Below are 25,975 nucleotides of genomic sequence, written 5' to 3'. Positions count from 1 at the left end.
GGTTCGCCGCACCCGCCAATCAGAAGATCACCATGCAACAACAGCACACGTCAGAAACGACCTTTACCCTGGACCGTGTCAGTTTTAGCGTTCCAGGCCGTACCCTGCTACAGCCGCTGTCGCTGGCCTTTCCTGCGGGAAAAGTCTGTGGGTTGATCGGCCATAATGGCTCTGGAAAATCCACGCTGCTGAAAATGCTGGGCCGCCATCATGCGGCGTCAGCAGGGCAGGTGCTGCTGAATCAGCAACCGGTGTCCCGCTGGCAGAGTAAAGCCTTTGCCCGTGAAGTCGCCTATCTGCCTCAGCAACTTCCTGCGGCAGAGGGAATGACGGTACGTGAACTGGTCGCCATTGGCCGCTATCCGTGGCACGGTGCGCTGGGGCGTTATGGTGTGGAAGACCGCGAGCGTGTTGATGAAGCCATCAATCTTGTCGGGTTAAAACCTTTTGCCCATCGCCTGGTGGACAGCCTGTCCGGCGGTGAGCGTCAGCGTGCATGGATTGCCATGCTGGTGGCGCAGAACAGCCGCTGCCTGCTGCTGGATGAGCCGACGTCCGCGTTGGATATCGCCCACCAGGTGGATGTACTGGCGCTGATCCAGCGGCTCAGCCGCGAACGTGGCCTGACGGTGATTGCCGTACTGCACGATATTAATATGGCTGCGCGCTATTGTGACCATCTGGTCGCGCTGCGCGGTGGCGAAATGATTGCTCAGGGCGATCCCGCTGAGATAATGAACGGGGACGTGCTGGAACAGATTTATGGCATTCCGATGGGGATTTTACCGCACCCACAAGGTGGCGCGCCGGTGAGTTTTGTTTTCTAAGTGATTGTTTTCTAAGAATGGGATGTCGTGATGCCGGATATTTTGCGTCGCCGTTTACTGACGGCACTGGCTTTTTCCCCGCTGCTGGCCCAGTTTCCCTTCCCGGCGCATGCTGCGACAGAACCGCGCATTATCGCACTGGAGTGGTATCCACTTGAGCTGCTGATTGCCCTGGGCGTGATGCCGATCGGTGCCGCCGAACTTTACGGTTATGGTCAGTGGGTCGGTGAACCGAAGCTGCCTGCCTCCGTGGTCGATGTCGGGCTGCGTACCGAACCCAATCTTGAACTGATTACGCAGATGAAGCCTTCTCTGATCCTGTTTTCACAGGGTTATGGTCCCGATCCGGCTCGCTTTATGCGCATTGCGCCGGGCATGGGATTTGCCTTTAACGAAGGCGGGAAGGGGAAACCGCTGACCAGTGCGCGTCACGCGCTGATGGCGCTGGCAACGCGAATCGATCGTGTCCCGCAGGCCGTGGCGAATCTGGCCGAGCTGGATAGCCAGACTGAGCGCCTGAAAACCAAACTGGCAAACCGGCCGAAGCGCCCGCTATTACTGCTGTCGATTGTTGACCCGCGCCATGTGATTGTTTTCACTGAAAACGGCCTGTTCCAGGAAGTGCTGGACAACCTTGGGCTGGAAAACGCCTGGAAAGCAGAAAGTACCTTCTGGGGGAGCGTGATCATCGGTATTGAACGCCTGGCGGATCTGGGTGATGTCGATGCTATTGGCTTCGAACATGACAATCAGGCGATTGTTGATCAGGTAACCGGAACCGCGCTCTGGCAGTCTCTGCCGTTTGTGCGTGCCGGGCGCTTCAGACAGATGCCGCGCGTGTGGTTCTATGGCGCCACATTGTCGGCGATGCAGCTGATACACAGCCTTGACCATGCGCTGGAGGTGAAATGATGCGCCACTATCGTTTAGCCATCCTGCTGTTGACGGCGTTGTTTATGGGCGCATTGGCCCTGACGCTGATCAACCTGCAACAGCGCCTGCCGAGTGCGCTGTGGCTGACGGCGTTGCTGACCCCGGATACCAACCGTATTGAGCAGATGGTGTTTCATTACAGCCTGATGCCGCGTCTGTCGCTGTCATTGCTGGCGGGCGCAGGTTTGGGGCTGGTCGGTCTGCTGTTTCAGCAGGTGCTGCGTAATCCCCTGGCCGAACCGGCGACGCTGGGCGTTGCCAGCGGTGCGCAACTGGGGCTGACCGTTGTCACGTTGTGGAGCGTGCCGGGCGGTATGGTCACGCAGCAGCTGGCCGCGATGATGGGCGCGGTGCTGGTGGGGCTGATTGTGTTTGGCGTCGCCTGGGGCAAACGCATGTCGCCGGTGACGCTGATCCTCGCCGGGCTGGTGGTGTCACTTTACTGCGGCGCGGTGAACCAGATTTTTGCCATCTTCAATCACGACCAGTTGCAGAATATGTTTCTGTGGAGCACCGGTTCACTGAATCAGATGGACTGGAGCAACGTGGAGTTCCTCTGGCCGCGCCTGCTTGGCGGGCTGTTGCTCACGCTGCTGATGCTGCGCCCGATGACCCTGATGGGGCTTGATGATGGTGTAGCAAAGAACCTGGGTCTGGCTATTTCGCTGGCCCGTTTTGGCCTGCTGGCACTGGCGATTCTCATCAGCGCCTCGCTGGTCAATGCCGTGGGTATTATCGGTTTTATTGGGCTGTTCTCTCCGCTGCTGGCGCGGATGCTGGGCTTCCGGCGCTTGATAAGCCGTCTGCTGGTGGCACCGGTTATTGGGGCGCTGCTGCTGTGGCTGGCGGATCAGACGGTACTCTGGCTGACCAGTCGTCTGGGGGAGATTTCCACGGGCACGATCACGGCGGTGATCGGTGCGCCGCTGCTGCTGTGGCTGCTGCCGCGCCTGCGTACGGGTTCTGTGCCTCCGGCGATGAACCAGGGCGATAATGTGCCGACAGAGCGCCATCGCGTGCTGTGGTGGGCGCTGTTCGGTGGCGGTGCGCTGTTGTTGCTGATGGCGGTGGCATTAAGCTTTGGCCGTGATGCTAACGGTTGGGTGTGGGCCAGCGGTGAGCTGTGGCAGCAATTGCTGCCGTGGCGCTGGCCGCGTCTGGTGGCGGCGATGGCAACCGGAATGATGCTGGGCGTGGCGGGCTGTGTGGTGCAGCGTCTGACCGGCAACCCGATGGCCAGCCCTGAAGTGCTGGGGATCAGCTCCGGTGCGGCATTTGGCGTGGTGGTGATGCTGTTTATCGTGCCGGGTGATGCGTTTGGCTGGCTGCTGCCTGCCGGGAGCATTGGCGCTGCCCTGACGCTGCTGGTGATCTCGATTGCTGCCGGGCGGGGTGGGTTCTCGCCGGAGCGGATGCTGCTGGCCGGGATGGCGCTGAGTACGGCCTTTACCACATTGATGATGCTGCTGCTGGCCAGCGGTGACCCGCGTATGGCGAATCTGCTGACGTGGATCTCCGGCTCGACCTATAACATTGATGTTTTGCAGGCGAAGCGCACGCTGATCATGATGGTGGTGCTGTTGGCGCTGGTGCCGCTGTGCCGCCGCTGGCTGACGATTCTGCCGCTGGGCGGCGCGACCGCCCGCGCGGTAGGCATGGCGCTGGCGCCATCACGTCTGACGCTGCTGCTGCTGGCTGCGGTGCTGACTGCCGCTGCAACGCTGACCATCGGGCCGTTAAGCTTTGTCGGGCTGATGGCGCCACATATTGCGCGGATGCTTGGTTTCCGTCGGGCATGGCCGCAGCAGGTGATGGCGGCACTGTTGGGCGGCGGGTTGATGGTGGCGGCGGACTGGTGCGGGAGAATGCTGTCGTTCCCGGATCAGATCCCGGCAGGGCTGCTGGCGACCTTTATCGGTGCGCCGTACTTTATCTATCTGCTGCGTAAGGTATAAAAAAGGGCTGACCGGACAAAATGGTCAGCCTCTACAGGTGATGCAGGGCGGTAAGATATTTTGATTAAATCTGGCTATTTTTTTGTTTCAGGTAGGCAGAGAGCCAGGAAAGGAAGTCGATCAAGCTGGGCGGATAATCAGCGCAGTCACCGTGTCGTTTCTCCGTGATGATATTCAATGCCGCTACGGCGAGATCATTTGTTGGGTATTCTGTTAAGAACTGATCAATTTCACTGATCAGAGCTTGATCCACGCCGCCAAAATATTCTATAGAGGAATTCACTACGTCTGGGTAGTTATTTCCATAAGCATCAGCATCATCGCCCAGAAAAACAGAAAAGTAAGTTTTTATGTTTTTGTAATCACTCATGTTATCTGATTCTCGGGTATGCGGTGATAATGTAATAAGGCTTCCCATTGTGCGATTTTTTTAGAAGTACGATGGTAAGTTTATTCGTTTCGGTAGCCATTTTGGTCGATGCCGGAATGACCATGCCTACTTTAGATGAATGCAAATAATTGAACTCAAAATATAAAGAGTTATGATCTGTTGGTGTGCTTTTTGCCCATCGTCTAATCTGCCATCGATTGGCTTTTATCGCGTGGCTAATCGCTTTTTCGGCAATATTTAGTGAGATAAACGAACTGGCGGAGCTACTCTGTTTCAGAGTGCCTGATTGCATCCCCCGACCGATCTTATCCATTAATTCTATTTCAGACTTCCCGACATGCTTTTTGATTGTATGACCACCTCCCTTTTGTCCCTTTATGGCCTCATGCCGCATCAGATTGACCTGCCCCATTCTGACCGACGCGACCCGAGCTGCGCCAGCAACAGAAAACGGGATAACCACATCAACAGCGATACCGATCTGGTCAGCAGTGGAGGTATCCGCGCCCAGTTCTGTTGCGATACCCGCCGTGGCACGTGCTGTCATTGAGGCGGTCGGTTTACCTGTATAGACCTGATATGCAGAAGAACTGATTCCGTCCAGGCTGTGCGCACCGACAATGATGCACCCTGCTTTCGTCACCCCGGTAGGCTCAGGGACCAGGCAAAGGGCGGTGGCACTGGCCAGCTCCAGCACGCTTCCGAGAAAACTGATGCTGCCCCAGATTCGCTCAGTGAGAACAGATTCATCCGACATCACAGCGGCCAGTTGGACCGGTGTCATAGCAATACTTAAACCGTTTTCCATAACGTTTCCTTGTTATTAAATTATCCAGAATTGATGGTAATGGAATATATGTGATCAGGTAAATATTAACCTGTCCGTTGCGGGGTATTTTCAGAGAACAACTGAATGTCGAAAAGTCTGGGGGCGGTATTTCAGTAAATTACAGGGATATCGTTTATGTATATTAACGATATCCCTGATTTAAGAGTAACAGCGGATCGGTCTCTGCGGATTACAGCTTCGCGAAACTACGGCGTGCGGCATCAATCGTGTGCTGAATATCATCCGGGCTGTGCGCCAGCGACATAAAGCCTGCCTCGAATGCTGACGGTGCCAGATAGACACCCTCTTCCAGCATCAGATGGAAGAAACGCTTAAAGCGCTCAACATCGCACCTGGTTACATCCGCATAGCAGGTCACGCTTGCGGCATCCGTGAAGAAAATCCCGAACATACCGCCGACATGGTTGATCACCAGCGGGATGTTTTCGGCTTTGGCTGCGGCCAGCAGGCCATCGGCCAGTTGCGTGGTCAGGCGGGTCAGCGTCTCATGCGTGCCCGGACGAGAGACCTCCGTCAGACAGGCAAAGCCGGCGGCCATCGCAATCGGGTTACCGGACAGCGTACCCGCCTGGTATACCGGGCCGGTCGGTGCCAGCGCATCCATGACTTCGCGACGGCCACCAAAGGCACCCACTGGCATGCCGCCACCGATGATTTTACCCAGGCAGGTCAGATCCGGTTTCACGCCGTAATGGGCCTGTGCACCCGCCAGGGCAACGCGGAAACCGGTCATCACTTCGTCGATGATCAGCAGCGCACCAAACTCGTCGCACAGTGCGCGCAGGCCGGGCAGGAAGTCCGGCTGCGGTGGAATGCAGTTCATGTTGCCCGCAACCGGTTCAACGATGATGCAGGCGATCTCTTCCGGGTACTGCTCAAAGGCAGCGCGTACGGTGGTGAGATCGTTGAAGGTGCAGGTCAGGGTATGTTTGGCAAAGTCAGCGGGCACGCCCGGTGAGTTCGGCTGCCCCAGCGTCAGCGCGCCGGAACCCGCTTTAACCAGCAGGCAGTCGGCGTGGCCGTGGTAGCAACCTTCAAACTTGATGATTTTGTCACGGTGGGTGAAGCCGCGTGCCAGACGAATGGCACTCATGGTGGCTTCCGTACCGGAGTTGACCATGCGAACGGTATCCATGGTTGGCACCAGTTGGGTGACCAGTTCGGCCATTTTGACTTCCATCTCGGTCGGTGCGCCGAAGCTCAGGCCGCGGCCGGCAGCTTCGATAACGGCATGACGGATGGCGGGATGGTTATGACCCAGCACCATTGGGCCCCAGGAGCCAACATAATCGATGTAGGCTTTGCCATCCACATCGTACAGCAGGGCACCGTCAGCACGTTCGATAAACAGCGGCACGCCGCCCACGCCGTTAAAGGCCCGCACCGGTGAATTTACGCCACCGGGAATTAACTGCTGCGCCTGGGCGTACAGGTTTTCAGACTTACTCATGGAACCACTCCTGATCATTCATTTAAAAACCCATCTATTCTAAGGGAACTTAACGGATGGTTAAAAGGCTACGCGCGTTTCAGACACGTTTTACCATCAATTATTTACGCCAATCTAAAAGTAACATGGCGTGCTATCGTATCCTGATGCATTGCTCCACTTAAGAGCAGGGCTTGATTGCTATACCAGGCTATAAGATAATAACAACAATTATGGTCGATTTGTGACCTGTCAGGCACCCGGCCTGTACGTATACTGGAGTTACCTATGAGCGACGATGTAGCAGTACTGCCCCTGCAATTTACTGAAGCAGCGGCCAGTAAAGTCAAAAACCTGATTTCCGATGAAAATAACCCGGATCTGAAACTGCGCGTCTACATCACCGGCGGCGGTTGCAGTGGTTTCCAGTACGGTTTTACCTTTGACGATAAGATTAACGATGGTGATATGACCATTGAGAAAGCGGGCGTGGCGCTGGTTGTAGACCCGATGAGCCTGCAATATCTGGTGGGTGGCGCGGTGGATTATACCGAAGGGCTGGAAGGATCTCGCTTTATCGTGACCAACCCGAATGCCAAGACTACCTGTGGCTGCGGATCGTCCTTCAGTATCTGATTTACCCTTCATACTTGACGCCGCAGCTGTGTTGGCTGCGTCCCCTCACCCCGGTCACTTACTGATGTAAGCTCCCGGGGATTCAAGCACTTGCCGCCTTGCTGCACTGCCAATTATTTTGGGTAAACAGATACTGTTTATTGTAGAACTTACCATTCGACGGTTACTAACCTTGTGTCCTGCTTTGTTTTCGCATCAACAGTGATCCTACTTTGCGTCACTTTTGGCTGCGCTTCAGGTCTTCCTCCACACACAACACCGGGTAAACGGACAGCAGACAAGCTGCTACCTTCTACACTGCACTGTGAGTAGATGGTTAATTTCACCCCAATGCTGCCGGTTATCGAAGCGGCAAAGGCGTGACCCGTCATCATCAGCCCGAGGGCCAGATAAACGGTTTTCATGTTGCAATTTCCTGGTCAAAATCAGGGAAAAAACCCCTGAATAAAAAACGAGCATAAAATCGCCCGTATCCTTAGTTAACGGCAATTTTTGTCAGAACTTTACTCACCTTTAGCGGTGATTATTGCGGTTCTGATTTGCCGACTGACTGTAATTCACTGCACATTTTTTGTGCGGCAAGAATCATACGCGGTCCGGCACGGCTTAGCCAGTCATCATTGATGGCAATCACCGGGAGGGTGAGCTGGGGTTGCCAGAACTGCGCGATCTGCTGCGCATAAGCACTATCGCCGGGTGCTACGATAGCGGCAGGATGGCGTAACAATACCTGCTCGCGGCTCACCTGTGGCCAGGGCACGTGGACATCGGCAAAGATGTTCTCTCCGCCACATAAGCGCAGAACCTCATCCTGCAAGGTGTTGCCTGATGCGGTAAACAGCGGTTTGAGGCCAAACTGGAGAAAGACGCGCTTTACGGGGGTGTGCTGGTAGCGCTGGCGCAGGTCAGTAAACTGCTGTTGTAGCGTGGCGGCTGCCTGCTCCGCCTGCTGCGGTTGCGGGCTCCAGGCCGCCAGTTGACGCAGACTGGCAATCAGCTGCTCAATGGAGTCCGGCGCCAGCCAAACCACCTTGATGCCCAAAGCCTGAAGTTGGTCGGCCTGACGTTGCGGCGTTCCCCCTTTCCAGGCGAGCACGACATCCGGCTTTAGCCTGAGTAGTTTTTCGCTGTTGATCCCCTGCCAGTTAGCAACCTGTTCGATCTGCTGTGCAGCGGCAGGGTAATCAGAGTAAGCACTGACGCCCACCGGAGTAATACCGGCAGCAAAGGCCAGTTCGGTAATATTGGGTGCTAGTGTGACCACGCGGGGTGCGGCCTGGGCTGTGGCGGCGCAGGCCAGCCACAGCAGCAGGTAAACAAGGCGTTTAGCCACGGGACAGATGAGTCAGCAGGGTTTCCACCATCAGTGATGACTGTTGCGCTGCCACCACCAGGAACTCATCAAAGCTGAGGTGTGATTCTTGATCCGCTACGTCGGAAATCGCACGGACGACCACAAACGGCGTGCTGAACTGATGGCAAACGTGGCCGATCGCGGTGGCTTCCATCTCAACTGCAATGGCCTGCGGGAAGGTGCTGCGAATGCGCGCCAGCGGAGCCGAACCATTGATAAAGGCGTCGCCGCTGACCACCAGACCACGTACCGCGTTCAGATTCAGCTCGCCAATGCACTGTTCGGCAGCGGCAATCAGCGTGTCATCCGCCTTGAAGGCCGCCGGGCAGCCTGCCATCTGGCCGGGTTCATAGCCAAAGGCCGTCACGTCGGCATCGTGATAACGCACTTCATCAGATACCACGATATCGCCCACTTTCAGCGTTGGAGCCAGTCCACCGGCGGAACCGGTGTTGATCACGACATCGGGTTTGCACAGTTGCAACAGCAGGGTGGTGCCCAGCGCCGCAGACACTTTACCGATGCCCGACTTCAGCAGAGCAACCTCTACGCCATTCAGTGTACCGGTGTAAATTTCACAGCCCGCCAGGGTCAGGGTCTGACGGTTTTCAATTTTGTCACGCAGCAGCGTCACTTCCTGTTCCATTGCGCCAATAATGCCTGCTTTCATAGGGATACTCTCTGAAGTTGTGGAATTTGTCATTCATTGCGGCGACTAGTCTATCATGACAAACTGCGAGAATGGTGCGCCACTTATCAGAGGGAATCAGGTATGACTGGGATCGATTTTCGCAAAAAAATTAACTGGCAGCGGCGTTATCGCCCCTATCAGGGACCGAAGGATGAGCATGAAATCCTGCGCATATTTGAAAGCGATCGTGGTCGTATTATTAATTCAGCAGCGATCCGCCGACTGCAGCAGAAAACCCAGGTTTTCCCGCTGGAGCGTAATGCCGCTGTTCGCACCCGGCTGACTCATTCACTGGAAGTGCAGCAGGTGGGGCGCTATATCGCCAAAGAGGTACTGACGCGCTTGCAGGAAGCCGACCGTTTAGTCCCTTTAGGGCTGGCGCAGTTGACCGGGCCGTTTGAGAGCATCGTCGAGATGGCCTGCCTGATGCACGATATTGGCAATCCGCCGTTCGGCCACTTTGGTGAGGCGGCGATTAATGACTGGTTCCGTCAGCAGTTTGATGCGGCCTGGCAGCCGGATATCGGCCGGGAAGATCGCTGTATCCCTGCGGTATTACGCCATCAGGACGATGGTCTGAATGAACTGCGGGCTAAAGTCCGTCAGGACCTGTCTCATTTTGAAGGCAATGCTCAGGCAATCCGCACGGTGCATACGCTGATGAAGATGAACCTGACCTGGGCACAGGTCGGCTGTATTTTAAAATACACGCGTCCTGCCTGGCATAGCGGAGCCATTCCTGCCAGCCATGACTATTTAATGAAAAAACCGGGATATTACCTGGCAGAAGAAGAATATATCGCGCGGTTGCGTGAGCAATTAGATCTTCAGCCGCATTGTCGTTTTCCGCTGACTTATATTATGGAGGCTGCTGACGATATCTCTTACTGTGTGGCCGATTTAGAAGATGCTGTAGAAAAAAACATTTTCACCGTTGAGCAGCTTTATCAGTATCTATTCCAACTCTGGCCTGAGCACCAGGCAGGGGATCTTTTTGCCACTGTGGTCACCACCGCGCTGGATAAATCACGTAGTCGCCGCACAAATCGCAGCAGTGAAGATCAATTCTTTATGTATTTACGTGTCAATACCGTGGCGGAACTGGTGCCCCATGCGGCCAGCCGTTTTATCGACCATCTGCCCGCGGTTTACCACGGCGAGTTTAATGAAGCGCTGCTGGAAGATGGCAGTCCGCACAGTCAGCTATTAGATATTTTCAAAAAAGTCGCTTTTCGTCATGTGTTTAACCACCCTGAAGTTGAACAGCTGGAGTTGCAAGGGTATCGGGTGATTAGCGGTTTACTGGATATCTACCGTCCATTATTACTGCTGACGCGTGAAGAGTTCAGCGAATTGACGGAAAAGGATTATTTAAAAGGTTATCCCATTGAAACGCGGCTGTTCCATAAACTTTCGACGCGTTTCCGTCTTGCCTACAGCGAAGCGGTAGAGTCTCTGGATAAAAATCCAGATGAAGAGAATATCTGGGAATACTATTATCGCGTTCGTTTGTTGCAGGACTACATTAGCGGGATGACCGATTTGTATGCCTGGGATGAGTATCGACGGCTAATGGCGGTGGAATAAGTTAGCCAGTCGTGAGGATTTGTAAAGAAGAACAATATTTTTTTACTTTTCCTTGATGGTTAAATATGAACTTAGGGATAAAAAGTTAATCTGATATTCACAACCACAGCAATGGTTATCCCATAGAATCACTTGAGAATCCGACGAATGAAAAAAACCACGTTAGTATTGAGCGCACTGGCCCTGAGCCTTGGACTGGCGTTAAACCCTTTAGCTGCCGTTGCCGCTGAAACCGCCTCTTCGTCTTCCAGCCAGCCATTACCCAGTCTGGCACCTATGCTGGAAACGGTGATGCCTTCTGTTGTCAGCATCAATGTTGAGGGCAGCACGACGGTACGTACGCCGCGTATGCCTCAGCAGTTCCAGCAGTTCTTTGGCGATAATTCGCCGTTCTGTCAGGACGGTTCGCCATTCCAGGGATCGCCGATGTGTCAGGAAGGCGGCGGCCCGGAAGGGAAGGACAATGGCGGCGCAGACAGCCAGCAGCAGAAATTCCGCGCACTGGGTTCCGGTGTGGTGATTGATGCCGCTAAAGGCTATGTGGTGACCAACAACCACGTGGTTGATAATGCTACGAAAATTCAGGTTCAGCTGAGTGATGGTCGTAAATACGATGCAAAAGTGATCGGTAAAGATCCGCGTTCTGATATTGCGCTGATCCAGTTGAAAGAGGCGAAAAACCTGACCGCGATTAAGCTTGCTGACTCCGATAATCTGCGCGTGGGTGACTACACGGTGGCGATTGGTAACCCGTATGGTCTGGGTGAAACGGTCACCTCTGGTATTGTCTCTGCTCTGGGACGTAGTGGGTTGAACGTGGAAAACTACGAAAACTTTATCCAGACCGATGCTGCGATTAACCGGGGTAACTCCGGTGGTGCGCTGGTGAACCTGAACGGTGAACTGATCGGTATTAACACGGCGATCCTCGCGCCAGACGGCGGCAATATCGGTATCGGCTTTGCCATCCCAAGTAACATGGTGAAAAACCTGACGTCACAGATGGTTGAATTCGGTCAGGTGAAGCGCGGTGAGCTGGGTATCATGGGCACCGAACTGAACTCTGAACTGGCTAAAGCGATGAACGTCGATGCCCAGCGTGGTGCGTTCGTCAGCCAGGTACTGCCGAAGTCTTCAGCGGCCGAGGCGGGCATTAAAGCAGGTGACGTGATTGTGTCGATCAATAACAAGCCGATCTCCAGTTTCGCTGCGTTGCGTGCAGAAGTGGGATCGTTGCCGGTAGGCACTAAAATGGAGCTGGGTCTGATCCGTGATGGTAAGCCAATGAAAGTGAATGTGGCGTTGCAGCAAAGCGCCGCCGCGAAAGTGGATTCGGGCACCATTTATAACGGTATCGAAGGGGCTGATCTGAGCAACTTTGATGCGAAAGGCGTTAAGGGTGTGAAAGTGGATAACGTGAAAGCGGGTTCTGCGGCAGCGCGTATTGGCCTGAAGAAAGAGGATGTGATTTTAGGCGTTAACCAACAGCCGATCGCGAATCTGGGCGAATTGCGCAAAATCCTTGATACCAAACCGTCAGTGTTGGCACTCAATATCCAGCGCGGTGACGCCAGTATTTATTTGCTGATGCAGTAAGTTATGCTGAAAAGTGCCGATTGAAAATAAGATCGGCACCAGAACAAAAAAGGGGTGACCAGTATTCTGGCCACCCCTTTTAATATCAGAGCAGGAATTAACGACCGCCGCGGGTCAGTTTGTCCAGGTCTGATTCAATTTCAGCGATCTTGTTAGAGACCACACTCTCCAGATGACGCAGGTCATCAAGAATTTTGCGTTTCAGATCAACTTCCACCTGGTCGCGCTGGCAAATCTGGTCAAGCTCATCAATCACATAGCGCAGGTTCGGGCTGATTTCCTGAACTTCTTTGTAACCCTGGCTGGCGTTGTCAGCGACCACGGTTTTGCGCTGGCGCGGATATTTAAATTTCACGCTTTTGGCAAAGAACTCGCCTTTATCTTTGCGGAAATAGATTTTCAGGATGTCGTTGTTGGCTTCCTGACGCAGGCTGTAACGGTCGATATCTTCCGGCGTAGCAATTCCAAGACCTTTCAAGTTGTCGTACATAGCATTTTCCTTTAAGGAGACTATCGATCCAGATGCGATCAGAGTAGTCGCTATCCAAGAAATGGAAAAGGATCGGTTAATTTAAATACAGGATTTTTCTGGCGCGGATTATGGCGCAGATTGTGCGCAATAGCACCACTTGTTTCGAGACGTGAAAGAGGTAGTTCAGGGTGGGAGTGTAAATTTGACGTTACAGTAAGGTGCGGACCACTGGCGTGGCCCGCGCGAGGATCAATCAATGGTGCGCAGCAGTTCGTTAATGCCGGTTTTGCTCAGCGTTTTCGCATCGACTTTTTTCACGATAACGGCGCAGTACAGGCTGTAAGTACCGTCTTTCGATGGCAGGTTTCCTGAAACCACCACGGAACCGGCAGGGACACGGCCGTAATGCACTTCACCGGTTTCGCGGTCGAAGATCTTGGTGCTCTGGCCGATATATACGCCCATTGAGATCACGGAACCTTCTTCTACGATCACGCCTTCAACGATTTCTGAACGTGCGCCGATGAAGCAGTTGTCTTCAATGATGGTTGGGTTAGCCTGCAACGGCTCCAGCACGCCACCAATGCCAACGCCGCCAGACAGGTGAACGTTTTTACCGATCTGTGCACAGGAACCCACGGTGACCCAGGTATCAACCATCGTGCCTTCATCAACGTAAGCGCCGATGTTAACGTAAGAAGGCATCAGGACGGTGTTACGCGCAATGAAAGCACCCTGGCGTACTGCTGCTGGTGGAACAACGCGGAAGCCTTCTTTTTTGAAGCGCGCTTCGTCGTAGTCAGCAAATTTCATTGGAACTTTGTCGTAGTAACGGCTTTCTGCGCCATCAATTACCTGATTGTCATTGATGCGGAAAGAGAGCAGAACCGCTTTCTTCAGCCACTGATGCGTAACCCATTCGCCGTCGATCTTCTCAGATACGCGCAGGGCACCGCTGTCCAGCTGGGCGATAACCTGGTTGACGGCTTCGCGGGTGGCGGCGTCAGCGTTTGCTGGGGTAATGTCCGCACGGCGCTCGAAAGCCGCTTCAATAACACTCTGTAAATCTTGCATAGAATAGTCTCTTCCTGGTTTTGCTCTGCGCCTTTAAAAAGAAAACGATTCCGTTGCAGCAGAATCAGGCGCTGGCACTGTTAAAAAGTAAATCTGGGTCACACTTTATCGTTTGGAACAAGGGCCTCTGTCAACCGTTGTTGCAGCCGTTCGCGCAAATCGGCGTCTAATGCCCGGCGATCGCTGTTGGCGAGAATAAACAAATCCTCTACGCGTTCACCGATGGTACTGATGCGCGCACCGTGCAGCGACACGTTCAGGTCAGCAAAAACCTCCCCCACGCGCGCCAGCAATCCCGGCTGATCCAGCGCCACCAATTCCAGATAAGTTCGCCTGTCCGTGTGTGTGGGTAAGAAGTTGACCGCAGTATCCACGTTAAAATGCTTCAGACGGGCCGACTGACGACGCGTGCGAGGAGGGTGCCAGCTGGTCTGGCAGATCGCCTGTTCCAGCGCCTGACGTGTCATCTCATGACGGTCCGCTGACAGCGGGCTTCCGTCCGGCTCCAGCACGATAAAGGTATCCATTGCCATGCCGTCACGGCTGGTGAAGATCTGTGCATCGTGGACGCTTAGATTACGGCGATCCAGCTCGCCCGCGACAGCGGCAAACAGATACGGACGATCCGGGCTCCAGATAAAGATCTCGGTACCGCCGCGTGTCGCTTGCGGGCTGACGAGGATCAGGGGCAGGTTGAGATCGTGGTTCATCAGATGACGCGCATGCCACGCCAGCTGGTTTGGCGTGTGGCGCAGGAAATAGTCAGCGCGGCAGCGGCCCCAAATGCTGTGCAGTGCTTCCTCGTCGATATTGTCCATACGCAGTAGCGCCAGCGCCTGGAGCCGATGATGGCGCACGCGTTCGCGCAGGTCCGGGCTGTTCTCCATTCCTCTGCGTAGCTGTTTCTCGGTAGCGAAGAACAGTTCGCGTAACAGACTCTGCTTCCAGCTGTTCCATAAGGTTTCATTGGTGGCGCAGATATCGGCAACGGTCAGGCACACCAGATAACGCAGGCGGTTCTCATTCTGCATCACTTCGGCAAATTGCTGGATCTCCGTCGGGTCTTGAATATCGCGGCGCTGGGCGGTGACAGACATCAGCAAGTGATGACGCACCAGCCAGGCAACCAGTTGCGTTTCGCGTGAGTTAAGGCCGTGCATCTCAGCAAACTCCAGCGCATCCTGGGCGCCGAGAATCGAGTGGTCGCCGCCTCGCCCTTTGGCGATATCGTGAAACAGCGCCGCCATGAGCAGTAATTCCAGCTGCGGCAGGCGTGGCCAGAGTTCAACACATAGCGGATGACGCTGACGCGTACGTTCGTCGGCAAAGCTTTCCAGCTTTTGCAATACGCGAATGGTGTGTTCATCAACCGTGTAGGCGTGGAACAGATCAAACTGCATCTGACCGACAATGTTGCTCCACTGTGGCATATAAGCCCACAGCACACTGTGGCGGTGCATCGGCACCAGCGCCCGGCTGACCGCCCCCGGATGGCGCAGAATAGACAGGAACAGCTCCCGGGCCTCAGGGATGGTACACAGTGGCTGCTTCAGATTACGGCGCGCGTGGCGCAGATGACGCAACGTATTGGAGTAGATACCGGTAATTTTTGGTGTGCGCGCCATGGTGTAGAACATGCGCATAATCGATTCTGGCTGGCGGGCAAACAGCGTGTCATCGCGCAGGTCAATCAGCGTGCCGCGCAGCTGGAATTCATCATCTAGCGGTCGGGGTTTTTCATCGGTTGGCAGCGCCAATATTGCTTCATCGAAGAGCTGCAACAGCATTTGGTTCAATTCGCCAACGCGGCGTGTAACGCGGAAGAAATCCTTCATCATGCGTTCAACCGGCTCATTGCCTTCGCCCTTATAATTCAGACGTTGGGCAACATTGAGCTGACGATCAAACAGCAGGCGGTTGTCGTAGCGCGTCAGTGTCAGGTGCAGTGCAAAACGAATGCGCCACAGGAAGCTCTGGCACTCGTTCAGCTCGTTACGCTCGGCTTCTGTCAGGAAGCCAAAACCGACCATTTCATCGAGTGAGGTCGCGCCAAAGTGGCGACGTGCTACCCACAAAATGGTGTGAATATCTCGCAGGCCACCGGGGCTGCTTTTGATGTCCGGTTCCAGATTGTAGCTTGTGCCGTGATAGCGCTGATGACGTACCTGCTGTTCGTCAATTTTGGCCGCGAAGAAACGGTCTGACGGCCAAAAACCATCGCTGAAGACGTTTTTCTGCATCTCCAGAAACAGCGTGAGATCGCCGGTCAACATGCGTGATTCGATCAGGTTGGTTGAGACGGTAAGGTCGGACAAACCTTCGAGCAGACACTCTTCCAGAGTCCTTACACTGTGACCGACTTCCAGCTTGAGGTCCCACATCAGGGTCAGTAGCTCGCTGGTACGGCGGGCATCTTCCTCAGACAGGGGTTTGCGGCTGAGGATCAATACATCAATATCCGACAGCGGATGCAGTTCGCCACGACCGTAGCCGCCAACGGCAACCAGCGCAATGCCATCTTTTTCCGGGAAGCCGAAGAAGCGCCACAGGCGGCGGAGCAGACGATCAATAAACAGTGTGCGGGCGTCGATCAGGCTTTCCGCATCTTGCCCGGCGTCAAAGGCGGCGGCGAGATGCTGCTGGAAAACATCCAGATGATGCCTGAGTGTATCGCGGTTCAGTTCGGCATCTTCCCAGCGGCGCGGGGCCTTGGTGAGTTTTTTCAGGATGCTGGCTTCAGGTATGTCTTTATTCATTTCACCGCTCCCAGGACATAAAAAAACCGGCTTACGCCGGCTGGGTATGTTGATCGCGGGCTGACCGAAAAAGAAGGTCAGCTCCTACAGCATCACTCCGGGTTGCTCCGAATGTAGAGGGCGACCTTCTTTTCCGGTCGCCCCTTGATGCCAGTGCAGAATCAACCTTCGTGCGTCAAAATCGCCGGAATGGTGTCATCTTTGCGCAGCGTCATAATTTCGCAGCCGTTTTCTGTCACCACAATAGTGTGTTCGTACTGAGCGGACAAGCTGCGATCTTTCGTTTTTACCGTCCAGCCATCTTTCATGACGCGAATGCGGTAATCACCGGCGTTGACCATCGGCTCGATGGTGAAAGCCATACCGGCCTGCAAGACCACGCCGCCGTCATCGGCATCGTAGTGCAATACCTGTGGCTCTTCGTGGAAGCCTTTACCGATGCCGTGACCACAATATTCGCGCACGACAGAGAAATCCTGTGCTTCTACAAATTTCTGGATTTCGCGGCCCAGGGTGCGCAGGCGAATGCCGGGTTTAACCATGCGCAGAGCCAGATACAGGCTTTCCTGAGTCACACGGCACAGACGCTCGCCCTGGATGGTCGGTTTGCCGACGATAAACATGGTGGAGGTATCACCGTGGTATTCATCTTTAATGACGGTGACATCGATATTGACGATATCGCCATCTTTAAGGATTTTATCCTCGCTCGGAATACCGTGGCACACCACTTCATTCACCGAGATGCATACAGATTTAGGGAAACCGTGGTACCCCAGGCTGGCAGAAACCGCATGCTGCTTGTTCACGATATGATCGTTACACAGGCGATCAAGCTCACCGGTGCTGACGCCAGGCTTAACGTGCGCTTCAATCATTTCAAGAACTTCGGCGGCCAGACGGCCTGCCACGCGCATTTTTTGGATTTCTTCTGGGGTTTTAATTGAAATAGCCATTCATCAGGTCCGCATTTGTCGTCATTTTCGACAATAATAAAGAAAGTGCTGCAATGGTAGCAGTCCCCCCGGACGCTGCCAATTGGTGTTTGTGGCGTAAACTGCGGCGCAGGCGTGAGTCAGTCAATTTCGGCGAGTAAGGCAACTACCAGTTGGCTTCAATACCTCATTTATGGTATAAAGCGCGCCGACGATTCTCTGTTCGGTGATTCTCACCGTGACGCGAGAAACGCATAAATCTCACTATGTGTAAATAACACACACGTATCGACACCTACGCCGGGGTGCCTTGCTGGTTCGAAAGAGCCGATGGGTCGGTTGTATGGGATACGTGGAGGCTTAACCCCAAACTATATCTATAGAGGTAATCATGGCAACTGTTTCCATGCGCGACATGCTCAAGGCCGGTGTACACTTCGGTCACCAGACCCGTTACTGGAACCCGAAAATGAAGCCATTCATCTTCGGCGCTCGTAACAAAGTTCACATCATCAACCTTGAGAAAACTGTACCAATGTTCAACGAAGCTCTGGCTGAGTTGAGCAAGATCTCTTCCCGTAAAGGTAAGATCCTGTTCGTTGGTACTAAGCGCGCTGCAAGCGAAGCGGTAAAAGAGCACGCTCTGAGCTGCGACCAGTTCTTCGTTAATCACCGCTGGTTGGGTGGTATGCTGACTAACTGGAAAACTGTTCGTCAGTCAATCAAACGTCTGAAAGATCTGGAAATTCAGTCTCAGGACGGCACTTTCGACAAACTGACCAAGAAAGAAGCGTTGATGCGCGATCGCGAACTGGCCAAGCTGGAAAACAGCCTGGGCGGTATCAAAGATATGGGCGGCCTGCCAGACGCACTGTTTGTTGTTGATGCAGATCACGAACACATCGCTATCAAAGAAGCAAACAACCTGGGTATCCCAGTATTTGCTATCGTTGATACCAACTCTGATCCAGACGGCGTTGACTTCATTATCCCTGGTAATGACGATGCAATCCGTGCTGTGAGCCTGTACCTGACTGCAGTGGCTACCACTGTACGTGAAGGTCGCTCTCAGGACCTGGCTCAGCAAGCTGAAGAAACCTTCGCTGAAGCTGAGTAATAAGGCTTGCTCTTTAGAGAGCCCTTGTACATCAGATGTGAATCTGTAAGGAAGGGGCCTTGATTGGCCCCTTTATTTTTTCGACTTCGCTTTGCCGAATGTCATATTTATCCGATAGATTTCACGTTGCAGTAAGGCGGCAACTGAGGGCAGTCCAGAAGCTTACATCGGTAAGTGACTGGAGGGACCGAAGGCAGCCAACGCAGCTGCGACTGGAAAGATGAAGGAAAATTCGGCGGGGCAGAATGTTTCTCCCGAGACCAGGCATCTCAAGCTAACGCCGTAAGGCGAGCTGGCAGATGCAAGCTAACCGAGGATTAGAGAATGGCTGATATTACCGCTGCTCTGGTAAAAGAACTGCGCGAGCGCACTGGCGCTGGCATGATGGATTGTAAAAAAGCACTGACCGAAGCCGACGGCGACATTGAGCTGGCGATCGAGAACATGCGTAAATCTGGCGCGATCAAAGCCGCTAAGAAAGCAGGCAACGTTGCTGCTGACGGCGTGATCAAAACTAAGATCGACGGCAACTACGCAGTGATTCTGGAAGTGAACTGCCAGACTGACTTCGTTGCTAAAGACTCTGGTTTCCAGGCTTTCGCTGACAAAGTGTTGGATGCTGCTGTTGCAGGCAAAATCACTGACGTTGAAGTGCTGAAAGCACAGTTCGAAGAAGAGCGCGTTGCACTGGTTGCTAAAATCGGTGAAAACATCAACATTCGTCGCGTATCTACTCTGGAAGGCGAAGTGCTGGGTAGCTACCTGCACGGTGCTCGCATCGGCGTTCTGATCGCGGCTAAAAGCGCTGACGAAGAGCTGGTTAAGCAGCTGGCAATGCATGTTGCAGCAAGCAAACCAGAATTCGTTAAGCCTGAAGATGTGTCTGCTGAAGTGGTAGATAAAGAGTACCAGGTTCAGCTGGACATCGCCATGCAGTCTGGCAAGCCAAAAGAAATTGCAGAGAAAATGGTTGAAGGCCGTATGAAGAAATTCACCGGCGAAGTTTCTCTGACTGGCCAGCCTTTCGTCATTGACCCAAGCAAAACTGTGGGTCAGCTGTTGAAAGAGAAAAACGCAGACGTGACCAACTTCATCCGCTTTGAAGTGGGCGAAGGCATTGAGAAAGCTGAGACAGATTTTGCAGCAGAAGTTGCTGCGATGTCCAAACAGTCTTAATGATCCGAAAAGAACCGCCAAATGGCGGTTCTTTTTTGCCTGCATTTGGCAGCGCATTTTCAGTCTCATCCCAATAGCATTTCTCTGATGCTTTTAGGATGATACCGCACACAGTTAACACCCCTTTTCGACGATATCTTCCAGGAAAAAAACCATGGCGACCAATGCAAAACCCGTATATCAACGTATCCTGCTAAAACTGAGTGGCGAAGCCCTGCAAGGTGCTGAAGGCTTCGGTATCGATGCCAGCGTGCTGGATCGTATGGCTCAGGAAGTAAAAGAACTGGTAGAGCTGGGCATTCAGGTAGGTGTGGTTATCGGTGGTGGTAATCTGTTCCGCGGTGCTGGCCTGGCGCAGGCTGGTATGAACCGTGTTGTTGGCGACCATATGGGGATGCTGGCAACCGTGATGAATGGCCTGGCAATGCGTGATGCGTTGCACCGTGCCTATGTTAACGCCCGCCTGATGTCGGCTATCCCGCTGAACGGCGTGTGTGACAACTACAGCTGGGCAGAAGCGATCAGCCTGCTGCGTAATAACCGCGTAGTGATTTTCTCCGCAGGTACCGGTAACCCGTTCTTTACCACAGATTCCGCAGCCTGCCTGCGTGGCATCGAAATCGAAGCCGATGTGGTGCTGAAGGCCACCAAAGTGGATGGCGTGTACTCCTCCGACCCGGTGAAGAACCCGGATGCTGTCCTGCACGATCAGTTGACCTATACTGAAGTGCTGGATAAAGAACTGAAAGTGATGGATCTGGCGGCCTTTACCCTGGCGCGTGACCATTCACTGCCAATCCGCGTGTTCAATATGAACAAGCCGGGCGCACTGCGTCGCGTCGTGATGGGTGAAAAAGAAGGCACACTGATTACGCATTAATATCAGTCTGCGGTTAAAAGGGTTAAAATAAGGTATATTCTGCATGTCAGGATTATCTTTAAATGTATTTGAACGGCTTCTGGCGATGCCAGAGGCTGGTGGATCAAACAGAATCCAAGGGTTCCCACGTGATTAACGACATCAAGAAAGATGCAGAAACGCGCATGGATAAATGCGTCGAGGCCTTCAAAGGCCATATCAGCAAAATCCGTACCGGCCGCGCATCGCCGAGTATTCTCGACGGTATCATGGTCGATTATTACGGTTCTTCAACCCCGCTGCGTCAGTTGGCCAGCGTGACGGTAGAAGATTCACGTACGCTGAAAGTCAACGTCTTCGACCGCTCTATCAGCGCTGCCGTTGAAAAAGCGATCATGTCTTCCGACCTGGGTCTGAACCCAATGTCAGCCGGCACCGACATTCGTGTTCCATTGCCAGCACTGACTGAAGAGCGTCGTAAAGACCTGATCAAGATCGTGCGCGGTGAAGCTGAGCAGGGTCGTGTGTCTGTGCGTAACGTACGCCGTGATGCAAATGACAAGGTTAAAGCACTGCTGAAAGACAAAGAGATCAGTGAAGACGATGATCGTCGTTCACAGGAAGACGTACAGAAAATGACTGACGTATTTATCAAGAAGATTGATACTGCGCTGGCCGAAAAAGAAGCGGAGCTGATGGACTTCTGAGTTCGTCATCACCCAATGAAACGCCGTACAGATTGCCGTTCACACGAAGGGTCGGTCTGGCGGCGTTTTGCGTTTGTTAACTTCCCCGGCAGGTCTCTCTTCCTTATCCTGATTGCTGCCTGCGCCGGGTCATTACACAGAGCAGCCTCATGAAACACTTGACGATCCTCGGTTCGACCGGTTCTATCGGTACCAGCACACTGGCCGTGGTACGTGCTAACCCGCACTTGTTTGCCGTGAAGGCACTGGTTGCCGGACGCAATGTGGAACTGATGGTCGAACAATGTCTGGAATTTCGCCCGGATTATGCCGCAATGTCAGACGTCAAAGCGGCTGAAGCACTGCGTCTTCGTCTGAAAGATCTCAATGTGGCCACTGAAGTATTAAGCGGGGAGCAGGCTGCCTGCGATCTGGCTGCGTTGGATGGCGTGGACCAGGTGATGGCCGCTATTGTCGGTGCAGCAGGATTATTACCTACCCTGGCTGCAATTCATGCTGGAAAACAGGTGCTGCTGGCGAATAAAGAGTCGCTCGTAACCTGCGGCCGCCTATTCCTGGAGGCGGTAAGCACCTCTAAAGCGCAGTTATTACCTATCGACAGCGAGCACAACGCCATTTTTCAGAGTTTGCCTGCTTCCCTCCAGCAGCAGTTAGGGTACGCTTCTTTAGACGATAATGGCATTGATAGCATTATCCTCACGGGGTCAGGTGGCCCGTTTCGTGAGACGCCGTTGGCAGAATTACGCCATATGACGCCGGACCAGGCGTGTGCGCATCCGAACTGGTCGATGGGGCGAAAAATCTCCGTCGACTCGGCCACTATGATGAACAAAGGCCTGGAATATATCGAAGCCCGCTGGCTGTTTAATGCGACTGACGCGCAGATGGAAGTGGTTCTGCATCCGCAATCTGTTATTCATTCAATGGTACGTTATCGGGATGGCAGTGTGATTGCCCAGCTTGGATCGCCGGATATGCGTACGCCAATTGCTCATGCGATGGCCTGGCCGCAGCGCGTGGCCTCAGGTGCCCAACCACTTGATTTCACTCGTATGTCTGCGTTGACCTTCTCTGAGCCTGATTATGCGCGCTATCCCTGCCTGAAACTGGCTATTGAAGCCAGTATTACGGGACAGGCGGCGACCACGACGTTGAATGCAGCGAATGAAATTGCGGTTGCGGCTTTTCTGGCATCTGAAATCCGCTTTACCGATATTGCGGCATTGAATGTTGCGGTGCTTGAGACATTGTCGAGCCAGGAACCTTCAAGCGTCGAAGCGGTGATTGCCATTGACCGGGAAGCCCGTGCGGTGGCGAGTGCTTTACTGCCACGCTTTTCTGCAGGAAGGGCCAGCGCGATTTAACGCGCCGCTATTTGTGAGCACTGGGCGGAGGTGGTATAGTCTTGCCCCACCGTTCCGGTGCCACGGCGTGATCAAGCGGATAAGTTCGTGCAATCACAGTCTTTTTACGCCGGGCGGGTGAGGTTTTTCAGAAGCCATTACATACCCAAATCACTGGCGCTGCAGCATGGCGGCGGCTTCAAATTATGAAGGGTATATTTCTGAATAAGGAAATAATTACGCATTATGTCGTCCGAAAATCAATTACAAACCGATGACCAGCAGGGGGCAGGCCCCCGTCATGTGGCCATCATTATGGATGGCAATGGTCGCTGGGCTAAAAACCAGGGCAAGCTGCGTATTTCTGGTCATAAAGCGGGAGTGAAATCCGTGCGCCGCGCCGTGAGTTTTGCGGTGAGCAACAAGCTTGATGCGCTCACGCTTTATGCCTTCAGTAGTGAAAACTGGAACCGTCCTCAGCAGGAAGTTCTGGCGCTGATGGAGTTGTTCGTTTGGGCACTCGACAGCGAAGTAAAAAGCCTGCACAAACATAATGTCCGGTTGAAAATTATTGGTGATATCAGCCGGTTTAACACGCGCTTGCAAGAGCGTATTCGCCGTGCTGAAGAACTTACTCAACAAAATAATGGACTGACACTCAACATTGCCGCGAATTATGGCGGACGTTGGGATATTATCCACGGGGTCAGAAAAATAGCAGAGCAGGTACAGGAAGGACTTCTTCGTCCGGATCAGATTGAAGAAGAGACCCTGCACCCGTATCTTTGCCTGAATGAACTGGCACCTGTGGATCTGGTAATAAGGACCGGGGGAGAGCATCGGATTAGTAACTTCCTGCTGTGGCAAGTCGCCTATGCAGAGTTTTGGTTTACCGATACTCTTTGGCCTGATTTTGATGAACAAGTTTTTGAAGGTGCACTGAATGCGTTTGCACAACGAGAGCGCCGGTTTGGCGGCACAGCACCCGGCGGCGCATAAGCGCACTGGGGGTAATCTTTGTTAAAGTCTCGCCTGATTACCGCGTTTATTTTAATCCCCATCGTCATTGCAGCGTTGTTCCTGCTGCCGCCGTTAGGGTTTGCCATCACAATTTTAGCGATCTGCATGCTTGCCGCGTGGGAATGGGGCCAGTTTGCGGGCTTTGCTGCCCGCTCACAGCGAATCTGGCTTGCGCTGCTGTGTGGCCTGTTGCTGGCCTTTATGCTGTTTACGCTGCCTGCTTACCAGCACTCCGTGCATCTGCCGCAAATTGGTGGCGCCTTGTGGGTGTCGCTTGGTTGGTGGATTGTGGCGCTACTTTTGGTCCTGTCCTATCCCGGCTCTGCCGCGTTCTGGCGCAATTCCCGCCCGTTACGTCTGGTGTTTGGCCTGCTCACCATTGTCCCGTTCTTTTGGGGCATGCTGGCGCTGCGTCAGTATCACTATGAAGCGGACCACTATGCGGGTGCATGGTGGCTACTTTATGTGATGTTCCTCGTGTGGGGCGCAGATTCCGGTGCCTATATGTTTGGCAAGCTGTTCGGCAAACATAAACTGGCACCGAAGGTCTCACCGGGCAAAACGTGGGAAGGCTTCTTCGGTGGGTTGGTGACCTCAGCCATACTCTCATGGCTGTTTAGCGTGTTTGCTCCGCTCCAGGTGCCATTGTCGACATTGCTGATTTGTTCGATTACAGCCGCGCTGGCGTCGGTTCTTGGTGATTTAACCGAGAGCATGTTTAAACGCGAAGCGGGCATTAAAGACAGCGGCAGTCTGATTCCAGGTCATGGCGGTATTCTTGACCGCATTGACAGCCTCACGGCAGCTGTACCGGTGTTTGCCTGCCTGTTGCTGCTGGTCTTTGGGACGCTGTAGGGAAACATTATGTTGAGCGTACTCTGGAGTTTTGCTGCTTTTATTCTTGCACTGGGGATTTTAATCACCGTGCATGAGTTTGGCCATTTTTGGGTAGCCCGCCGCTGCGGCGTGAAAGTTGAGCGCTTCTCCATTGGCTTTGGCAAAGCGTTGTGGCGACGTCGCGACAAGCAGGGTACTGAGTACGTTATCGCATTGATCCCGCTGGGTGGCTACGTCAAGATGCTTGATGAGCGTGTAGAAAGCGTGCCGCCTGAACTTCGCCATCAATCCTTTAATAACAAAACGATCCTCCAGCGTGCCGCCATCATCAGTGCCGGCCCTATCGCTAATTTCATCTTTGCTATCTTCGCCTACTGGTTGGTGTTTATCATCGGCGTTCCTGGTGTACGCCCTGTAATCGGTGAAATAGTGAGCGGTTCGCCAGCCGCTGAAGCGCAAATTACCCCAGGCACGGAACTTAAAGCCGTTGACGGTATCGAAACGCCTGATTGGGATGCTGTGCGTATGGCATTGGTGGCGAAGATTGGTGATGAAAGCACCACGTTAACCCTTGCTCCATTTGGCAGTGAAAAAACCAGTGATAAGACAGTGAATTTGCAAGACTGGCAGTTTGAGCCAGACAAGCAGGATCCAGTGACGTCATTGGGGATACGGCCGCGTGGACCACAGATCGAATCGGTGTTGGCACAGGTGCAAAATGACTCCGCTGCAAGTCGAGCGGGTTTGCAAGCTGGCGACAGGATCGTTAAAGTCGATGGTCAGCCTTTGGACCAGTGGCAAGATTTTGTTGCCACAGTACGCGACAATCCAGGTAAAGATATAGCCATTGGGGTAGAGCGTCAGGGCAGTACGGTCAGTTTGACACTGACGCCGGACGTTAATCCTCATAACAAGGCAGAAGGGTTCGCCGGAGTGATACCGCGCATTATTCCTCTGCCTGAAGAGTACAGAACGGTGCGCCAGTATGGCCCGTTTGCCGCAATCGGTGAGGCCAGCGCGAAAACCTGGCAACTGATGAAGCTTACGGTGAGCATGCTGGGAAAACTGATTGTTGGTGATGTGAAGTTGAACAATCTCAGCGGGCCGATTTCGATCGCGCAGGGTGCTGGGATGTCAGCGGATTACGGTTTGATTTACTACCTCATGTTCCTCGCTCTGATTAGCGTGAACCTTGGGATTATCAATCTGTTCCCATTGCCGGTGTTAGATGGTGGCCATTTGCTGTTCCTGCTGATCGAAAAGATCAAAGGAGGGCCGGTGTCCGAGCGAGTTCAGGACTTCAGTTATCGTATCGGCTCGATTGTGCTGGTGCTGTTAATGGGGCTTGCGCTATTCAATGACTTCTCAAGGCTATAGTTTACCAATCGGTAAATTGTCTGTGAGAACTAGTTAGGAAGATTGCAGAAAAA

The 25,975-nt window shown here is 53.6% G+C and carries 24 protein-coding genes; 14 read left to right on the top strand and 10 right to left on the bottom strand.

Going from position 1 to position 25,975, the window contains the following annotated elements; all coding sequences use genetic code 11:
- Window positions 1–32: 32 nt before the first annotated feature.
- From fhuC to fhuB, 3 genes are read left to right on the top strand one after another with little or no spacing between them, the layout of a single operon-like run.
- Complete coding sequence (fhuC, locus tag ACFL9S_RS12980; protein WP_405262324.1) at window positions 33–827, top strand: Fe3+-hydroxamate ABC transporter ATP-binding protein FhuC; 795 nt, start codon at window positions 33–35, stop codon at window positions 825–827.
- A gap of 30 nt (window positions 828–857) precedes the next feature.
- Window positions 858–1,739, top strand: coding sequence for a Fe(3+)-hydroxamate ABC transporter substrate-binding protein FhuD (gene fhuD / locus ACFL9S_RS12975; RefSeq protein ID WP_405262323.1), 882 nt, complete (start codon window positions 858–860; stop codon window positions 1,737–1,739).
- Window positions 1,739–3,715: a Fe(3+)-hydroxamate ABC transporter permease FhuB gene (gene fhuB, locus ACFL9S_RS12970; protein ID WP_405262361.1), complete on the top strand. Its 1,977-nt coding sequence runs from the start codon at window positions 1,739–1,741 to the stop codon at window positions 3,713–3,715. Before fhuD ends, fhuB begins: the two co-directional genes overlap by 1 nt.
- Before the next feature lie 64 nt (window positions 3,716–3,779).
- Here the strand turns inward: fhuB and ACFL9S_RS12965 are convergent, their stop codons facing one another.
- The 3 genes from ACFL9S_RS12965 to hemL all read right to left on the bottom strand — a co-directional run bounded on the left by ACFL9S_RS12965 (window position 3,780) and on the right by hemL (window position 6,406).
- Window positions 3,780–4,085, bottom strand: a complete 306-nt coding sequence (locus ACFL9S_RS12965) for a hypothetical protein (protein ID WP_405262322.1) — start codon at window positions 4,083–4,085, stop codon at window positions 3,780–3,782.
- Between the two features lies 1 nt (window position 4,086).
- Window positions 4,087–4,914 carry an RNase A-like domain-containing protein gene (locus tag ACFL9S_RS12960; protein WP_405262321.1) on the bottom strand — a complete coding sequence of 276 codons (828 nt, stop codon included), beginning with the start codon at window positions 4,912–4,914 and terminating at the stop codon, window positions 4,087–4,089.
- A gap of 211 nt (window positions 4,915–5,125) precedes the next feature.
- On the bottom strand, window positions 5,126–6,406 hold the full coding sequence (hemL, locus tag ACFL9S_RS12955; RefSeq protein ID WP_405262320.1) for a glutamate-1-semialdehyde 2,1-aminomutase: 1,281 nt from the start codon (window positions 6,404–6,406) through the stop codon (window positions 5,126–5,128).
- A gap of 267 nt (window positions 6,407–6,673) precedes the next feature.
- Here hemL and erpA point away from each other — a divergent pair, with 267 nt between their 5' ends.
- Entirely contained in the window at window positions 6,674–7,021 is a 348-nt protein-coding gene (gene erpA / locus ACFL9S_RS12950; protein WP_405262319.1) for an iron-sulfur cluster insertion protein ErpA, read from the top strand.
- A gap of 149 nt (window positions 7,022–7,170) precedes the next feature.
- Here erpA and ACFL9S_RS12945 read toward each other — a convergent pair whose 3' ends face one another.
- From ACFL9S_RS12945 to mtnN, 3 genes are all read right to left on the bottom strand, one after another.
- The gene (locus ACFL9S_RS12945) at window positions 7,171–7,425 is read right to left on the bottom strand and encodes a hypothetical protein (protein ID WP_405262318.1); all 255 of its coding nucleotides are present in this window, start codon (window positions 7,423–7,425) and stop codon (window positions 7,171–7,173) included.
- Window positions 7,426–7,544: 119 nt separating this feature from the next.
- Complete coding sequence (btuF, locus tag ACFL9S_RS12940) at window positions 7,545–8,354, bottom strand: vitamin B12 ABC transporter substrate-binding protein BtuF (protein WP_405262317.1); 810 nt, start codon at window positions 8,352–8,354, stop codon at window positions 7,545–7,547.
- Window positions 8,347–9,045 carry a 5'-methylthioadenosine/S-adenosylhomocysteine nucleosidase gene (mtnN, locus tag ACFL9S_RS12935; protein ID WP_405262316.1) on the bottom strand — a complete coding sequence of 233 codons (699 nt, stop codon included), beginning with the start codon at window positions 9,043–9,045 and terminating at the stop codon, window positions 8,347–8,349. Before mtnN ends, btuF begins: the two co-directional genes overlap by 8 nt.
- A 102-nt stretch (window positions 9,046–9,147) precedes the next feature.
- Here mtnN and dgt point away from each other — a divergent pair, with 102 nt between their 5' ends.
- Window positions 9,148–10,653, top strand: a complete 1,506-nt coding sequence (dgt, locus tag ACFL9S_RS12930; RefSeq protein ID WP_405262315.1) for a dGTPase — start codon at window positions 9,148–9,150, stop codon at window positions 10,651–10,653.
- 147 nt (window positions 10,654–10,800) lie between these two features.
- A complete protein-coding gene (gene degP, locus ACFL9S_RS12925; protein ID WP_405262314.1) occupies window positions 10,801–12,249 on the top strand; it encodes a serine endoprotease DegP in 1,449 nt (482 codons plus the stop codon).
- Between the two features lie 97 nt (window positions 12,250–12,346).
- On the opposite strand, the gene ACFL9S_RS12920 is transcribed toward degP, so the two are convergent.
- From ACFL9S_RS12920 to map, 4 genes are all read right to left on the bottom strand, one after another.
- Window positions 12,347–12,739, bottom strand: a complete 393-nt coding sequence (locus tag ACFL9S_RS12920; protein ID WP_133842202.1) for a DUF3461 family protein — start codon at window positions 12,737–12,739, stop codon at window positions 12,347–12,349.
- A gap of 231 nt (window positions 12,740–12,970) precedes the next feature.
- Complete coding sequence (dapD, locus tag ACFL9S_RS12915) at window positions 12,971–13,795, bottom strand: 2,3,4,5-tetrahydropyridine-2,6-dicarboxylate N-succinyltransferase (protein WP_405262313.1); 825 nt, start codon at window positions 13,793–13,795, stop codon at window positions 12,971–12,973.
- Between the two features lie 98 nt (window positions 13,796–13,893).
- Window positions 13,894–16,551: a bifunctional uridylyltransferase/uridylyl-removing protein GlnD gene (gene glnD / locus ACFL9S_RS12910; RefSeq protein WP_405262312.1), complete on the bottom strand. Its 2,658-nt coding sequence runs from the start codon at window positions 16,549–16,551 to the stop codon at window positions 13,894–13,896.
- Window positions 16,552–16,712: 161 nt separating this feature from the next.
- Window positions 16,713–17,507 (bottom strand): type I methionyl aminopeptidase, encoded by a 795-nt coding sequence (gene map, locus ACFL9S_RS12905; protein WP_405262311.1) that lies wholly within the window; start codon window positions 17,505–17,507, stop codon window positions 16,713–16,715.
- A 370-nt stretch (window positions 17,508–17,877) separates the two neighbouring features.
- Between map and rpsB the strand changes: the two genes are divergently transcribed.
- The 8 genes from rpsB to rseP all read left to right on the top strand — a co-directional run bounded on the left by rpsB (window position 17,878) and on the right by rseP (window position 25,922).
- Entirely contained in the window at window positions 17,878–18,603 is a 726-nt protein-coding gene (rpsB, locus tag ACFL9S_RS12900) for a 30S ribosomal protein S2 (protein ID WP_133842198.1), read from the top strand.
- A 324-nt stretch (window positions 18,604–18,927) separates the two neighbouring features.
- Entirely contained in the window at window positions 18,928–19,779 is an 852-nt protein-coding gene (tsf, locus tag ACFL9S_RS12895) for a translation elongation factor Ts (RefSeq protein WP_405262310.1), read from the top strand.
- A 154-nt stretch (window positions 19,780–19,933) separates the two neighbouring features.
- A complete protein-coding gene (pyrH, locus tag ACFL9S_RS12890; RefSeq protein ID WP_062747112.1) occupies window positions 19,934–20,659 on the top strand; it encodes a UMP kinase in 726 nt (241 codons plus the stop codon).
- Between the two features lie 128 nt (window positions 20,660–20,787).
- A complete protein-coding gene (frr, locus tag ACFL9S_RS12885) occupies window positions 20,788–21,345 on the top strand; it encodes a ribosome recycling factor (protein WP_405262309.1) in 558 nt (185 codons plus the stop codon).
- A gap of 149 nt (window positions 21,346–21,494) precedes the next feature.
- Window positions 21,495–22,709 carry a 1-deoxy-D-xylulose-5-phosphate reductoisomerase gene (gene ispC, locus ACFL9S_RS12880; RefSeq protein WP_405262308.1) on the top strand — a complete coding sequence of 405 codons (1,215 nt, stop codon included), beginning with the start codon at window positions 21,495–21,497 and terminating at the stop codon, window positions 22,707–22,709.
- 225 nt (window positions 22,710–22,934) lie between these two features.
- Window positions 22,935–23,687 (top strand): (2E,6E)-farnesyl-diphosphate-specific ditrans,polycis-undecaprenyl-diphosphate synthase, encoded by a 753-nt coding sequence (ispU, locus tag ACFL9S_RS12875; protein WP_405262307.1) that lies wholly within the window; start codon window positions 22,935–22,937, stop codon window positions 23,685–23,687.
- A gap of 18 nt (window positions 23,688–23,705) precedes the next feature.
- Entirely contained in the window at window positions 23,706–24,563 is an 858-nt protein-coding gene (cdsA, locus tag ACFL9S_RS12870) for a phosphatidate cytidylyltransferase (protein WP_405262306.1), read from the top strand.
- Between the two features lie 9 nt (window positions 24,564–24,572).
- Window positions 24,573–25,922 (top strand): sigma E protease regulator RseP, encoded by a 1,350-nt coding sequence (rseP, locus tag ACFL9S_RS12865; protein WP_405262305.1) that lies wholly within the window; start codon window positions 24,573–24,575, stop codon window positions 25,920–25,922.
- Window positions 25,923–25,975 lie beyond the last annotated feature (53 nt).

It is taken from the genome of Erwinia sp. AnSW2-5, from assembly GCF_045107195.1.
Taxonomy (GTDB): Bacteria; Pseudomonadota; Gammaproteobacteria; order Enterobacterales; family Enterobacteriaceae; genus Erwinia.
The sequence above is the reverse complement of the archived record's forward strand: the minus strand, read 5'-3'. Positions and strand labels throughout refer to the sequence as shown.